This is a genomic window from Epilithonimonas sp. (assembly GCF_036780765.1).
Taxonomy (GTDB): Bacteria; Bacteroidota; Bacteroidia; order Flavobacteriales; family Weeksellaceae; genus Epilithonimonas.
Map to the genome: position 1 here is coordinate 114,641 of NZ_DAIQCG010000003.1, position 15,712 is coordinate 130,352.

General features: G+C 36.4%; 9 protein-coding genes. 3 read left to right on the forward strand and 6 right to left on the reverse strand.

The annotated features are described in order from the left end of the window. Positions 1-207: 207 nt before the first annotated feature. Positions 208-1,200, reverse strand: a complete 993-nt coding sequence (gene hemB / locus V7P73_RS07040) for a porphobilinogen synthase (protein WP_333852675.1) — start codon at positions 1,198-1,200, stop codon at positions 208-210. Between the two features lie 107 nt (positions 1,201-1,307). Between hemB and V7P73_RS07045 the strand changes: the two genes are divergently transcribed. Further along, on the forward strand, positions 1,308-1,655 hold the full coding sequence (locus V7P73_RS07045) for a T9SS type A sorting domain-containing protein (protein ID WP_089769807.1): 348 nt from the start codon (positions 1,308-1,310) through the stop codon (positions 1,653-1,655). A 95-nt stretch (positions 1,656-1,750) separates the two neighbouring features. Then, positions 1,751-3,421 (forward strand): OmpA family protein, encoded by a 1,671-nt coding sequence (locus tag V7P73_RS07050; RefSeq protein WP_333852222.1) that lies wholly within the window; start codon positions 1,751-1,753, stop codon positions 3,419-3,421. Here V7P73_RS07050 and V7P73_RS07055 read toward each other — a convergent pair. After that, the gene (locus V7P73_RS07055; protein ID WP_333852223.1) at positions 3,408-3,839 is read right to left on the reverse strand and encodes a VanZ family protein; all 432 of its coding nucleotides are present in this window, start codon (positions 3,837-3,839) and stop codon (positions 3,408-3,410) included. The genes V7P73_RS07050 and V7P73_RS07055 overlap by 14 nt on opposite strands. A 38-nt stretch (positions 3,840-3,877) precedes the next feature. Between V7P73_RS07055 and V7P73_RS07060 the strand changes: the two genes are divergently transcribed. Continuing rightward, a complete protein-coding gene (locus V7P73_RS07060; RefSeq protein ID WP_333852224.1) occupies positions 3,878-4,942 on the forward strand; it encodes an NAD(P)-dependent alcohol dehydrogenase in 1,065 nt (354 codons plus the stop codon). A 376-nt stretch (positions 4,943-5,318) separates the two neighbouring features. Here V7P73_RS07060 and V7P73_RS07065 read toward each other — a convergent pair whose 3' ends face one another. The 4 genes from V7P73_RS07065 to rpoB all read right to left on the reverse strand — a co-directional run bounded on the left by V7P73_RS07065 (position 5,319) and on the right by rpoB (position 15,344). Further along, complete coding sequence (locus tag V7P73_RS07065; protein WP_333852225.1) at positions 5,319-6,602, reverse strand: alkaline phosphatase family protein; 1,284 nt, start codon at positions 6,600-6,602, stop codon at positions 5,319-5,321. A 129-nt stretch (positions 6,603-6,731) separates the two neighbouring features. After that, entirely contained in the window at positions 6,732-7,037 is a 306-nt protein-coding gene (locus V7P73_RS07070) for a DUF3467 domain-containing protein (protein WP_027384121.1), read from the reverse strand. Positions 7,038-7,152: 115 nt separating this feature from the next. Beyond that, the gene (gene rpoC, locus V7P73_RS07075) at positions 7,153-11,418 is read right to left on the reverse strand and encodes a DNA-directed RNA polymerase subunit beta' (protein WP_333852226.1); all 4,266 of its coding nucleotides are present in this window, start codon (positions 11,416-11,418) and stop codon (positions 7,153-7,155) included. 98 nt (positions 11,419-11,516) lie between these two features. After that, positions 11,517-15,344 carry a DNA-directed RNA polymerase subunit beta gene (gene rpoB / locus V7P73_RS07080; RefSeq protein ID WP_333852227.1) on the reverse strand — a complete coding sequence of 1,276 codons (3,828 nt, stop codon included), beginning with the start codon at positions 15,342-15,344 and terminating at the stop codon, positions 11,517-11,519. Positions 15,345-15,712: the final 368 nt, after the last annotated feature.

Here is a 15,712-nt window from a genome sequence, read left to right on the forward strand (position 1 = left end):
TTCCTACGGAATGACAAATACTATGTTGATTTTCTGATTCTAAAATCCATTCTTAATTTTTTGACAAAAGTTGTTTGACTGACAAAATCCATAGCCCCGATTGCAACGGCATCCTTTTTTTGTTTTACTGAAAATTTGTTGTTTATGACTAAAACTTTCTAAACAAAAAAAGATATAGTGAAAAGCGGGAAATAGCTCCTAAAAATTTTATTTGTTCAAAAGTTTGGCAACTTCTGGTGCAGCATAAGTGAAAATCATATCTGCACCGGCGCGTTTGATGCTGGTTAAACTTTCTAGCAATACTTTATCATTATCTAACCAACCGTTTTGGGCAGCCGCTTTCAGCATTGCATATTCTCCACTGACTTGATAAACAGCGATGGGTTGCGTGATGAGTTCACGGATTTTTGAAACGATATCCAGATAAGGCATTCCAGGTTTTATCATAATGATATCTGCGCCTTCTTCTACATCTCTCAATGCTTCATCAATCGCTTCGCGTGAGTTGTGAAAATCCATCTGGTAAGTTTTTTTGTCAGCAGGAATTTCTTGGGCATCAACAGGCGCACTGTCCAAAGCACTTCTGAAAGGTCCATAAAAAGCACTTGCATATTTGGCTGCATAAGATAAAATTCCAACATCTGTAAATCCGTTCTCTTCCAAACCTTCTCGCATTGCCAAAACGCGGCCGTCCATCATATCGCTTGGTGCTAAAATGTCTGCTCCAGCTTCTGCTAGTGAAATTCCCATTTTTGTGAGTGCTTCTACCGTAGAATCGTTGTCGATTTTTCCATTTTTGATAATCCCGTCGTGACCATACATTGAATATGGATCCAGCGCTACATCGGGCATTATTACAACTCCAGGAACTGCATCTTTGATAGCTTTGATAGTGGTTTGCATCAATCCGTTTGGATTCCAAGCTTCTTTTCCTGTATTATCTTTCAAGTTATCTGCAACCTTCATATAAAGATTGACCGCCTTGATTCCCAAATCATAATTTTCTTTAACAGTTTGTACGGTTAAATCTAAACTTTGCCTAAAAACACCAGGCATCGAGGAAATGGCTTCTTTTTTGTTATTACCTTCCATAACAAACATTGGCAACACCAAATCGTTTGTTGTAAGGTTAGTTTCACGAACTAGACTTCTGATAGAATCGTTGGCTCTTAGTCTTCTGTTTCTTGAAATCATCTTGATAAAAATTATTTATGCAAATTTACTTATACTTTCGCGGATAGGCTATTGCATATAAAAATTATTTAAAATATATTTGTAGGTAATTGTTTAAGTACAGACTAAAGCGAATGAAAAAATTTCTATTCTTTATTATATTTACGGTAGTTTCAATTGGATTTTCGGGAGAAATGAAGGCTCAGTCTACTCGTATCATCGGAGGACAAAGATCGGATGACGGTATTCTTGTAGCTTATCCAAATCCTACAAAAGATGTCCTAATCCTAAAATCAAAAGATGATTCTGCTAAAATCAAAACCGTCACTTTCTTTTCGATTTTGGGTGCACAGGTTGCAGAATATACAATAAACAGTAACAATGCCGAGTTGAGGCTGGACAAATTACGTCCGGGAAAATATCTAATGAGATATCTTTTGGATGATAACACACAGAAAATCACACAGATCATCAAACAGTAAGTTTAGTTTTTAAAATATATTGCCGGTTTTTTAGCCGGCATTTTTTAATTTATCTTTCAGTTGCATAAATTTGCCGTAACCAAGAAAATTAAATTATGGGAAAATTAATTACTTTAGTTTTTATCATTTTATTCCAAGCTATCAACGGTCAATTCAGGAATTCTTTGTACGATAACCAACAGCTAAATATTTCTCTGAGAGGCGGCTTGGATTTTCCTTCATATGACAATCAAACCAAATTCATAGATTACAAGTACAATCTAAATCTAGGAACCTCTTTTGACTATTATTTCAACTGGATTGGACTTGGATTTGATTTCGATTATCTTAAAAACACACCGAAGAATATTTATCCAACAGAAAATTTATACAACGGAACTACTCCACTTTCTAATATCCATTTAAATGAGAATAATGTTGAAAGGTTATTTCTTGGAATTGGTCCCAACTTCCGATATGTGATTAATGATAATCTGAGTCTAGCTTTTAAATTAAAAGGCGGAATTTCTAATATCCAAGGTGGTGAAACATCAGTAATGGCAAATAATTACACTCTTAATTTTCATAATGGATACAACGAAAAAAACATTCTAACGGGAAAAGGTCAGATTGAATTGAATTGGTTTTTTTCAGAATATGTTGGGCTGAATATTGGTGGTTATTATATTCAGCATTTTAAAGCTAATGATCAAATTAAAAATAATTCTGTTGCGGGATATATTCCTTTTACGGAAAACAACAATCGTTATAATATCAATCCTTCAGCTCTTGAAATCAGAAATAAAAGTCTTGAACATGAGATCCATTCAGCTGGAGTTTTTGCTGGTTTGACTTTTAGAATTCCGACTGATAGTTCTGGACCTAATTATGGTTTATCAGTTATTGCTCGAGATAAAGAAACGGGTTTAATTTTGCCTGATACCTTTGTAGAACTTTTTAAAAACGGGAAACGTATTTATTTTGCAAGAACCAATTCGCAGGGTGTCGCTTTTTTCAAAAATATCAAACCAGATAATTACGAAATCAAAGGAAGTCTTTATAATATAGACCTCATCTCCAATAAAGCAGACAAAGATGAATTTGTAAGAAATTCTACCATCAAAAAAGAGATATCAACCGATGCTGAAATGTTCTTTGTGAAAGGTCAGGTGAATATTTGTAATTCTAAAAATCCTTTACGAGACGTAACTGTTATTATAAAAAATAATGAAACTGAAATCTATCACGAAATAAAGACAGATGCTGACGGAAAATTTTATTTCAAAGCAAACAAGAATTCGACTTATACTATTTATGGTAAAAAAGGAAATTACTTTTCCCAAACAGAAATGGTGACTTCTAAAAAAGTAGATAGAACGAATACACTTTTTCTAAATCTCCAAGTTTGTATGGAAGAAACAACGTGTGGAAAGCAAATTAACCTGAAGAATATTCATTACGACCTTGATAAATATTTTATCCGCGAAGATGCAAAGGCAGAACTAAATAAGCTGGTTCAGTTTATGAAAGATAATCCCAAAATTAGCGTAGAATTATTTTCTCATACAGACTCGCGAGCTTCTGATGATTATAATAAAACACTTTCGCAGAATCGTGCCAATGCAGCAGTGGATTATTTAGTTTCCAAAGGAATAAGTAACACAAGACTAAAGCCAATCGGATATGGTGAAACTCGGCTTCTGAATCAATGCACTAATGGCATAGATTGTTCAGAAGAACAACATCAAACCAATAGAAGAACAGAAATGAAAGTTATCTGCCCTTGATGAAAAACCATTTTTTGTAAATGAGAAAGCCTATTAAAGCACCAAAAGTGTTAAGGATTACATCGTCTACATCTGCATAACCTCTTTTGAAATAGAATTGAGAAAACTCGACAATGTTGATTATCAGGAAAAATGATAGTAATAACCATTTAAATTGATTTAGTTTTGGATAAATAATCCCAAGAAAACCATAAGGAACAAATAAAATAATGTTTCCTAAAATATTTTTGACAGCCGCTATTTTATCAAACCTGATCACATTTGTAGAATACTCATTAATCGTTTCAAATGGAACAGTTTTTATTTCAAAAAGAATGGTTGGAGAATAGCGAAAAGATGCGAAAAACAACAAGTATAAAATCCAAATCGTATAAACATTAATAAAAACAGGATAATACCTATTAACAAACAACTTCATTAAAAATAAATTTGACCCTATAAAAATATTCAAAAAAAATGAACACAACAAAAATAAAAGCGTTCGGAACGCAAGCTGCCGAAAACGATCTGAAACTATTAACGATTGAAAGAAGAGAAGTTCAGCCAAAAGACATCGAAATCGATATCTATTACTGTGGCGTTTGCCATTCTGACCTTCATACAGCAAGAAACGACTGGGGCGGAACGGTTTACCCAGCAGTTCCAGGACACGAGATTGTAGGAAAAGTATTGCAAGTAGGAAGCGATGTTACCAAATTCAAAGTTGGAGATCTAGTCGCCGTAGGTTGTATGGTAGATTCTTGCAGAACTTGTCATAGCTGTGAGCAGGATTTGGAGCAATTCTGTGAAAATGGCTTTACAGGAACTTACAACGGAAAAGACAAATACTTTAAAGAAACCAGAACATTCGGAGGTTACTCTGAGTCTGTGGTTGTAGATGAGCATTTTGTGTTAAGCCTTCCGGAGAATCTTGATATGGCTGCTGCTGCACCGCTTCTTTGTGCCGGAATCACGACTTGGTCACCGCTTAAACATTGGAATGTGACAGAAAACTCTAAAGTTGCTGTTGTAGGTTTGGGAGGCTTAGGTCATATGGCAATCAAATTGGCAAAAGGTTTGGGTGCAGAAGTTACTTTGTTCTCCAGAACTCCTGGGAAAACAGACGATGCCAAACAACTGGGTGCAGACCACGTTGTTATCTCTACAGACGAGGATCAAATGAAATCTGTTTTCAATAAGTTTGATTTGATTATCGATACTGTTCCTTATGAGCATGACATCAATCCTTATATGAATACTTTGACCCTAGACGGAACATTAGTCCTGGTAGGTCTTATTGGAGAATTTGAAAATAATGCGGTTAGTACAAGGCCGATGATCTCCAAAAGACGTTCTGTTGCTGGTTCATTGATTGGCGGCATCAAAGAAACTCAAGAGATGTTGGATTTCTGTGGCGAAAAGAATATTGTTTCTGACATAGAAATCATCAACATCCAAGACATCAATGATGCTTATGAGAGAATGCTGAAAAGTGATGTGAAGTACAGATTCGTGATCGATATGAAGAGTTTGAAGAATTAATTTTAATTCAAATCATAAAAAAGAGAGAACATCGGCTGGTGTTCTCTCTTTTTGTTTTAGAAATTTCTCAGGTCAAAATTTAGACAAAATTAGGTTTCCAAAATCCGCCGATTTTCTCCATAACAATCGTTACAAGACAAGAATCTAATGCATATTTTTTATTCTGCTGAATGGCAGAACTGTCTTTATCTTTAATAACTATAATATTTAAAAAGAATTCATTGACAATGGTTCTGTTGTGGAGGGCGAAGTTAAATTGGAGAATTTTGCGGAAGAATTTGCTAATCGATATAATGCTTAATATTCCTTTTCCGAATTGACACAAAATAAAATCAGCGAGTTTTTCACCCGCTGATTTTATTATTTTAAATCTTAATTACTTTTTATTTTTTAAAATTGGCTTCAAAACCTTCAATTTTCCATCAATCTTATCATTGATTTTCAAGTCTAGAATCTCAGCAACCAAAGGATAAACATTGATATTCTCAAACTCATCAATTACCAAATTATTTTTGAACTCTGGTCCCCAAGCGAAGAAAGTCGCTTTCATTTCAGGGACAATTCTTGGGTTATAACCGTGTTTTCCAACTGATGTTTTTCTTCCTTTTTCTAAGAATATCTTCGGCGCTTTTGGGATTAATATAATTTGTCCGATTCTATTGTACTTATCATCTCTTGTCGCGAAATGAAGGTATTTTGGTAATCTTTTATCCAAATAAACTTCATAATCGTCGGTTTTAGTGGCTTTCAATTCCTTGTAAACTGACTTAACCTCATTAGGATTTTTAACATAAACTCTTAGCAAAGTCTGAGAATTATAATAATCAAATCTATTCTTATCCAACAAAACAGAAGGAATCTCGAGCGGATTTCCACCATCAACCTGTATCATCCCGTGGTCTGAAACAAAAACAAAGTTGACATTCTCCAATCCCAAATCATTAACTTTTTGGACTAACTCTCCAATGGCATTATCAATCAAATGAACAGCCATTTCAGTTTCTTTTGCTTCTGGGCCGTAATGATGTCCGGCACCGTCTACTTCAGGAAAATATAAGGAGATAAAATGCGGACGTTTCTCTTCCGGAAGCTTTAACCAATTAATCACTTTACTGACTTTTTCTGAAGGCGAAAATTTCTCGTGATAAGGATAATAGTAAGTCGGTCTAATGCCGCCTGCATCACTAGCAGAACCTACCCATTGCAAAGAAGCACTAACCATATTTTGTTTTTCTGCCAGACTCCACAAAGGAATTCCGCCGTACCAAGAGCCGTCCTCTGCATTCTTGCGATTGCTCATTGCGTAAGGTTCTTTTCTTTTATAATCGTAGAAAAAGTTATCTATCAAACCGTGATGAGATGGATATAAACCCGTAATCAAAGTCCAATGATTGGGAAAAGTAATGCTCGGATAACTTGGCAACATTGCTTTTGCCTGAACACCTCCTTTAGAATATTTCAGAAGATTCTCTGCATTGTATTTTTTAGTATAATCACTTCTGAAACCATCTGTAGAAATCATAATAACATAAGGTTTCTGCATTGCTTCTGTATTATTAAATCGATCCGGAATTACAACCTGAGCTGTATCTACAATTCCTTTCTGAGAGAATATCATTAATGATAAAAATAGCTGCAGAAATACTAATATCTTCTTCATTATAAAAATTTTGGCAAAGGTAGTTTGTGAGAGTCCAACTGGAAAAAATGTTGAGTTAATAAAATATTAAACCTAAAAAAAATCCCGATTCAATTAAATGAAACGGGATTTTATATGTTTAAGAATATCTTAAGCTTGAACGTTGTTACCTCCTAATACGAAAGGCTCAACTTCTTTGATCTCACCAAACTGCTGCTCATAGTTAGCAACATTTTGCTGAAGTGCAGCCAAAACTCTTTTTGCGTGAAGAGGTGCTACGATAACTCTAGATCTTACTTTCGCTTGTTGTACACCTGGCATCAATTGGATGAAATCCAATACGAATTCTGAAGGTGAATGGTTTACTAAAGCTAAGTTCACATAAACTCCTGCTGCTACAACTTCATTAAGTTCGATGTTGATGTTGTTTGGATCTTGGTTTTGATTATTGTCCATTTTTTGTTTTAATATTTTAAATTATAGATTGCAAGATAATAGATGATAGACTAATAGACAAGAGAAATTATTATTAAATTAAAATCTATTATCTATCAGTCTATTATCTAAAGTCTTAGTTAATATCTTCGAATTCTTTTCTAGAACCTACGATTACGTTTTGGTAATCTTTAAGACCTGTACCTGCAGGGATTCTGTGTCCTACAATTACATTTTCTTTAAGACCTGTCAAGAAGTCGATTTTTCCAGATACCGCCGCTTCGTTAAGAACCTTAGTTGTTTCCTGGAATGACGCTGCAGACATAAATGACTTGGTCTGTAACGCTGCTCTTGTAATACCTTGCAATACTGGTGTTGCAGTTGCAGGAAGCGCTTCTCTAACTTGTACCAAAACTTGATCTTCTCTCTTCAATTTAGAATTCTCGTCTCTCAATTCTCTTGCAGTGATCATCTGTCCTGCTTGGAATACTTTAGAATCTCCCGGCTCGGTAACAACTTTCAGTCCGAAAACTCTGTTGTTCTCTTCCAAGAAATCGAATTTGTGCTCCAATGCTCCTTCCAGGAACTGAGTATCTCCTCCATCCACAATCGATACTTTTGTCATCATCTGACGAACAATAATCTCGAAGTGTTTGTCATCGATCTTCACCCCTTGAAGACGGTAAACTTCCTGAATCTCATTAACCAAATATTCCTGAACCGCAGTTGGACCTTTGATTCTTAAGATATCGTCTGGCGTGATAGAACCATCAGAAAGTGGACCACCAGCATACACGAAGTCATTTTCCTGAACCAAGATCTGGTTAGATAATTTAACCAAATATTTCTTGATCTCTCCAGTTTTAGCCTCAACGATAAGCTCACGGTTACCTCTCTTGATCTTACCGTAAGAAACTACACCATCAATCTCTGTAACTACAGCTGGATTAGAAGGGTTTCTAGCTTCGAATAATTCGGTAACTCTTGGAAGACCTCCGGTGATATCCCCTGCTTTTGCAGATTTTCTTGGAATCTTGATTAGGACTTTACCAGCCTTGATCTTTTCACCATCGTTAACCATAAGGTGGGCACCTACCGGTAAGTTGTAAGCTTTTTGCTCTACGCCTTTCGCATCTACAACTTTCAATGTTGGAACCGCTTTTTTATTTCTAGATTCAGAGATTACTTTCTCTTCGAATCCTGTTTGCTCATCAATCTCCAATACGAAAGAGATACCTTGGATAATATCCTCATACTCTACCTTACCAGAAGTTTCTGCAATGATAACCGCGTTATATGGATCCCATTTCGCAATAAGATCTCCTTTTTTCACTTTATCACCTGGCTTAACAGACAATACAGATCCATAAGGAACGTTAGCAATCATAATTGGTGTTCTAGCTTCGTTATCTGCTACCAATCTAAATTCAGTTGAACGAGATACAACGATATCCGCTGAATTTCCATCCTCATCCTCAGATTTAATAGTTCTAACCTCATCCATCTCAACAATACCATCACGTTTTGCAACGATACTTGGATTTTCTGAAATGTTACTTGCAGTACCCCCTTGGTGGAAAGTTCTCAATGTTAACTGAGTTCCCGGCTCACCAATAGACTGTGCAGCGATAACACCTACAGCTTCTCCCATATGGATTCCTTTACCTGTTGCAAGGTTACGACCGTAACATTTTGCACAGATACCTTTTTTAGTTTCACAAGTTAATGGAGAACGAACTTCTACAGCTTCGATTCCAGCTTCCTCGATTTGTTTTGCAACAGCTTCAACAATTAACTCGTCTGCATTAGCCAACAACTCATCGGTTTCTGGGTGATAAACGTTGTGAAGAGAAACTCTACCAAGAATTCTGTCAGAGATTCTTTCAACGATATCATCATTTTTCTTAAGTGCAGTAATTTCTGTACCTCTCAAAGTTCCACAATCGTCCTCAGTAATGATAACATCTTGTGCAACGTCTACCAATCTTCTGGTCAAGTAACCAGCATCGGCTGTTTTAAGAGCGGTATCCGCAAGACCCTTACGAGCACCGTGGGTAGAGATAAAGTACTCCAAAATCGACAAACCTTCTTTAAAGTTCGCAACAATCGGGTTTTCAATAATCTCAGCTCCAACAGAACCAGCTTTTTGTGGTTTTGCCATCAAACCTCTCATACCAGATAGCTGACGGATCTGCTCCTTAGAACCCCTCGCACCAGAATCCAGCATCATAAATACAGAGTTGAATCCACCTTGATCAGACTTCATTCTGCTCATAATCATTTCGGTAAGACCTGCGTTGGTATTAGTCCAAACGTCGATTACCTGATTATAACGCTCTGTATCTGTAATAAGACCCATGTTATAGTTAGCCTTAATTTCGTCTACGTTCTCAACCGCTGTAGCAATCATTCCTTTTTTCTCAGCAGGAATTACGATATCTCCTAGAGAGAATGAAAGACCTCCTTTGAATGCGTTTGCATAACCAAGGTTTTTCATATCATCCAAGAACTTAACAGTAGTTGGGAAATCCGTATCTGCCAAAATCTGACCAATTACATTTCTAAGAGATTTCTTAGTCAATAACTCGTCAATATATCCAACTTGTACTGGTACAATCTGGTTGAACAAAATTCTACCAACAGTTGTATTCAACAATCTTGTTACGATTTCTCCATTTTCTTTTACTGGAAGACGACATCTTACTTTTGCGTTAAGAGAAACTTTCCCTTCTGCATAAGCGATTTCTACTTCTTCCGGAGAATAGAAAGCAAGACCTTCACCTTGGATTTTGTTCTCGTCAGTAGAATGAGCTTCTTTGGTCATAAAATATAGACCCAAAACCATGTCCTGAGATGGTACCGTAATTGGAGAACCATTCGCAGGGTTCAAGATATTCTGAGAACCTAACATCAGTAGTTGAGCTTCCAAAATAGCTTCTGGACCTAATGGTAAGTGAACCGCCATCTGATCCCCATCGAAATCGGCGTTGAAAGCCGTTGTTACCAATGGGTGAAGTTGGATTGCCTTACCTTCGATCATCTTAGGCTGGAACGCTTGGATACCAAGTCTGTGAAGCGTAGGCGCTCTGTTCAAAAGAACTGGGTGACCTTTCATCACGTTTTCTAGGATATCATAAACTACAGGCTCTTTTCTATCGATGATTCTTTTAGCTGATTTTACAGTTTTTACAATCCCTCTCTCGATTAGTTTTCTAATGATAAACGGTTTGTAAAGTTCTGCAGCCATATCTTTTGGAAGACCACACTCGTGCAATTGTAAGCTAGGACCTACAACAATAACCGAACGAGCCGAGTAATCTACCCTTTTTCCTAATAAGTTCTGACGGAAACGACCTTGCTTACCTTTCAATGAATCTGAAAGAGATTTCAATGGTCTGTTTGATTCAGATTTTACAGCAGAAGATTTTCTTGTATTATCGAATAATGAATCTACAGATTCCTGAAGCATACGCTTCTCGTTTCTCAAGATTACTTCTGGAGCTTTGATCTCCAATAGTCTCTTCAAACGGTTGTTTCTGATAATTACTCTTCTGTAAAGATCATTAAGATCGGAAGTTGCGAAACGTCCTCCATCCAATGGAACCAATGGTCTTAGTTCTGGGGGTATGATAGGAAGAACACGCATAATCATCCATTCTGGTCTGTTGATCATTCTTGTATTAGCACCTCTCAATGCTTCTACCACGTTCAATCTCTTAAGCGCTTCTGTTCTTCTTTGCTTTGAAGACTCATTGTGAGCTTTGTGTCTTAGATCAAATGATAAAGAATCTAGGTCGATTCTCTTCAACAATTCTTCAACAGCTTCTGCTCCCATTTTCGCAACAAATTTGTTCGGATCAGAGTCATCAAGATATTGGTTCTCGATAGGAAGAGTTTCCAAAACATCAAGATATTCTTCTTCTGTAAGGAATTCTTTATCATCGAAATCTGAACCATCTGCTTTCTTAGCGATACCTTGCTGAATAACAACATATCTCTCATAATAGATGATCATATCCAATTTCTTGGAAGGAATACCCAATAGATAACCAATTTTGTTCGGTAAAGAACGGAAGTACCAGATGTGCGCTACAGGAACAACCAAACCAATGTGTCCGATTCTTTCTCTACGTACTTTTTTCTCTGTAACTTCTACACCACATCTATCACAAACAATCCCTTTGTAACGGATTCTTTTGTATTTTCCACAAGCACACTCGTAGTCTTTTACAGGACCGAAGATCTTCTCGCAGAACAAACCGTCTCTTTCTGGTTTGTGCGTACGATAGTTGATCGTTTCTGGTTTTAGAACTTCTCCTCTCGATTCCTGAAGAATAGATTCTGGTGAAGCTAAACCAATAGTGATTTTATTAAATCGACTTGTTTTATTTTTATTTGACATTTTTGAATCAGATTTTAGATTTTAGATTTTAGATTTTAGATTAAACGCAGAGGCATAGAAACTAAAATCATCTAAAATTTATCATTTAAAATTTAAAATTACTCTTCAAGTCTTACATCAAGTCCAAGACCTTGTAACTCGTGAAGTAATACGTTGAAAGATTCCGGAATACCAGGTTCTGGCATTGCTTCTCCTTTCGCAATCGCTTCGTAAGTTTTTGCTCTACCAATCACGTCATCCGACTTTACAGTCAAGATTTCTCTCAAGATATTGGAAGCACCAAATGCTTCTAGAGCCCAAACCTCCATCTCTCCAAATCTCTGACCTCCAAATTGCGCTTTACCTCCTAATGGCTGTTGCGTAATCAATGAGTATGGTCCGATAGAACGTGCGTGCATTTTGTCATCTACCATGTGACCTAGTTTCAACATATAGATAATACCAACTGTTGCAGCCTGAGTAAATCTCTCTCCAGTTCCACCATCATAAAGGTGAGTGTGACCGAATTTAGGAAGACCTGCTTGGTCTGTATATTCTGTAATCTGCTCTAAACTAGCTCCATCAAAGATTGGCGTAGCGAATTTTAATCCTAATTTTCTACCAGCCCATCCAAGAACAGTTTCGTAGATCTGACCGATGTTCATACGAGAAGGTACCCCAAGTGGATTCAGAACGATATCTACTGGTGTTCCGTCTTCTAGGAATGGCATATCTTCTTCACGAACAATTCTTGAAACGATACCTTTATTACCGTGACGACCCGCCATTTTATCACCAACATTCAATTTACGTTTCTTAGCGATGTAAACTTTAGCTAATTTGATAATACCTGCTGGTAACTCGTCTCCGATTGACAATGCAAATTTCTCACGGTTTTTAACTCCCGAAAGATCATTGTATTTAATCTTATAATTATGAATCAATTGTTTGATCCATTCGTTTTTGTCAGCATCAACAGTCCAATCTGCACCACTGATGTTTACATAATCCTCAACAGATTGAAGCAATTTCAAAGTGAACTTAGTTCCTTTACCGATAACTTCTTCTTCTAGGTCATTTTTCACACCTTGAGAAGTTTTACCAGAAACTAGAGTATTCAATTTTTCAATCAAAGTATTTCTAAGATCGTCAAACTTATTTTTGTAAGTATTTTCGATTTCTTCCAACTTGATTTTCTCTTCGCTTCTTTTCTTTTTGTCTTTGATGTTTCTAGAGAACAATTTTTTGTTGATAACAACTCCTCTAAGAGAAGAATCAGCTTTCAATGAAGCATCTTTTACATCACCAGCTTTGTCTCCGAAGATTGCTCTAAGAAGTTTTTCTTCCGGCGTTGGATCAGATTCACCTTTTGGTGTGATTTTTCCGATAAGGATATCACCAGGCTTAACCTCTGCTCCGATACGGATCATACCGTTCTCATCAAGATCTTTTGTAGCTTCTTCAGAAACGTTTGGAATATCAGCTGTCAATTCTTCCATACCTAATTTGGTATCACGAACTTCTAGTGAATATTCATCCACGTGGATTGAAGTAAACCAGTCCTCACGAACTACTTTTTCGTTGATTACGATTGCATCCTCGAAGTTATATCCTTTCCAAGGCATAAACGCAACTACCAGGTTTCTACCAAGAGCCAATTCTCCGTTTTCAGTAGCATAACCATCGCAAAGAACCTGACCTTTTTCCACTGTATCACCTACTCTTACATTTGGTCTCAATGTAATAGTCGTACTTTGGTTGGTTTTTCTGAACTTAGTCAGTTTATAAGTTTTAGTAGCAGAATCGAAGTTAACTAAATCGTCTTCCTCACTTCTTTCATACTTAATAACAATTCTTTCAGCATCTACATATTCTACAACACCAGTACCTTCAGCATTAATCAAGATTCTAGAATCTCTAGCTACTTGTTTTTCCAAACCAGTACCTACGATTGGTGCCTGAGGTTTCAATAATGGAACAGCCTGACGCATCATATTCGATCCCATCAATGCTCTGTTCGCATCATCGTGCTCTAGGAAAGGAATCAATGATGCAGAAATACCAGAAATCTGGTTAGGAGCAACATCAATCAAATCTACTTGCTGAGGCTCAACAACTGGGTAATCTCCATCAAGACGAGCAATAACTCTGTCTGTATTGATACTACCATCGTCATTCATTCCAACGTTCGCTTGAGCAATTACTTTGTATTCCTCATCTTCAGCATTAAGATAAGTTGGTGCAGATTGTAAATCTACCTTACCGTTTTCAACTTTTCTATATGGCGTTTCGATGAAACCTAAAGTATTGATTTTCGCATACATACCCAAAGAAGAAATCAAACCAATGTTTGGTCCTTCCGGAGTTTCAATTGGACAAATACGACCATAGTGCGTATGGTGAACGTCACGAACCTCGAAACCTGCTCTTTCTCTAGATAAACCACCAGGTCCTAGTGCAGAAAGTCTACGCTTATGCGTGATTTCTGATAGTGGGTTGGTTTGATCCATAAACTGAGAAAGCTGGTTGGTACCGAAGAATGAGTTGATAACAGACGTCAAAGTCTTAGCATTAACCAAATCAACTGGTGTAAAGATTTCGTTATCTCTAACGTTCATTCTTTCTTTGATCGTTCTAGCAATTCTAGAAAGACCTACACCAAACTGTCCTGATAATTGCTCCCCAACAGTCTTGATTCTTCTGTTTGACAAGTGGTCGATATCATCAACTTCAGCCTTAGAATTAACCAATTCGATCAAATGTTTTACGATAGAGATGATATCTTCTTTCGTCAAAACTTGATTATCCTCAGAAATATTAAGACCTAATTTTTTGTTCAATCTGTAACGACCAACTTCCCCTAATGAATATCTCTGCTCTGAGAAGAATAATTTTTCAATAATTCCTCTTGCAGTTTCCTCATCCGGTGCATCAGCATTTCTTAACTGACGGTAGATATATTCAACCGCTTCTTTTTCTGAGTTGGTTGGATCTTTTTGTAAAGTATTTTGGATGATAGAGAACTCGTTAGAATTTTCTTTGTGAATCAAGATTGACTTAACTCCAGAATCTAAGATAACATCAAGGTGTTCTTTTTCAAGAATAGTTTCTCTATCCAAGATGATTTCGTTTCTTTCGATAGAAACAACCTCACCTGTATCCTCGTCTACGAAATCCTCGAACCAAGTGTTCAATACTCTCGCAGCCAAAGTTCTACCTTCTACTTTTTTAAGAGCAGCTTTAGAAACTTTCACTTCTTCTGCCAAGTCAAAAATCTGAAGAATTTCTTTATCAGACTCATAACCAATCGCTCTTAGTAATGTTGTTAAAGGTAATTTTTTCTTACGGTCGATATACGCGTACATTACGCTGTTGATGTCAGTTGTAAATTCCATCCAAGATCCTTTGAAAGGGATAATTCTTGAATAGTAAAGTTTAGTTCCGTTGGCGTGGTAAGTCTGTCCGAAGAATACACCTGGAGACCTGTGTAACTGAGTTACGATCACACGCTCTGCTCCATTGATAATGAATGAACCAGACGGCGTCATATAAGGAACCGGACCTAAATAAACATCTTGAACAACAGTCTGGAAATCTTCGTGTTCCGGATCTGTACAATACAATTTAAGTCTAGCTTTTAGAGGAACGTTATACGTTAAACCTCTCTCTACGCACTCATCGATAGAATAACGTGGAGAATCTACCAGATAATCTAGAAATTCTAAAACGAATTGGTTTCTAGAGTCTGTAATTGGGAAATTTTCCTGGAACGTTTTGTAAAGTGATTCATTCAAACGTTGCTCAGGAAGCGTGTCTAACTGGAAAAACTCCTTGAAAGACTGGATTTGGATGTCCAAAAAGTCAGGTGTATCAATTCTACCTTTCGCTGACGAAAAGTTGATTCTCTCAGTACCTTGAACTTTAGGAGCGGCCTGTGTTTTACTCATAAAATTATAAGAAAAAGGGTTAAAAAATATTTTGTTTTAAAAAATATCAGACTAGATTTAAAATAAAGATTCAGGTTTTTTGATTTTTGGCGCTATCAGAATAAACCTTAAATCCCTAATTATCAATCTTCTCTAACTGCAACACCGGTATATCTTTTCACGGCGTAATGCAAAATATTTTTATATCTAATGACGGAATAATATATATAAACAAGAAATTCCCTTCCATAAAATGAAAGAGTTATAAATTGATTACAATATATGAAATTATTAGCGCCAAAAGATTTGCAAATTTATATAAAATAATTGACATATACAAAAAAACCACTTCACAAAGAAGTGGTTTAGAAATATTTAGATTTAAAAAT

What these genes read in the sequence shown, in the direction of transcription:
- V7P73_RS07055 (WP_333852223.1), bottom strand. Translation starts at nt 3,839, where the DNA reads ATGAAGTTGTTTGTTAATAGGTATTATCCTGTTTTTATTAATGTTTAT.
- V7P73_RS07045 (WP_089769807.1), top strand. Translation starts at nt 1,308, where the DNA reads ATGAAAAAATTTCTATTCTTTATTATATTTACGGTAGTTTCAATTGGA.
- V7P73_RS07060 (WP_333852224.1), top strand. Translation starts at nt 3,878, where the DNA reads ATGAACACAACAAAAATAAAAGCGTTCGGAACGCAAGCTGCCGAAAAC.
- V7P73_RS07050 (WP_333852222.1), top strand. Translation starts at nt 1,751, where the DNA reads ATGGGAAAATTAATTACTTTAGTTTTTATCATTTTATTCCAAGCTATC.
- V7P73_RS07070 (WP_027384121.1), bottom strand. Translation starts at nt 7,037, where the DNA reads ATGGACAATAATCAAAACCAAGATCCAAACAACATCAACATCGAACTT.
- V7P73_RS07065 (WP_333852225.1), bottom strand. Translation starts at nt 6,602, where the DNA reads ATGAAGAAGATATTAGTATTTCTGCAGCTATTTTTATCATTAATGATA.
- rpoB (WP_333852227.1), bottom strand. Translation starts at nt 15,344, where the DNA reads ATGAGTAAAACACAGGCCGCTCCTAAAGTTCAAGGTACTGAGAGAATC.
- rpoC (WP_333852226.1), bottom strand. Translation starts at nt 11,418, where the DNA reads ATGTCAAATAAAAATAAAACAAGTCGATTTAATAAAATCACTATTGGT.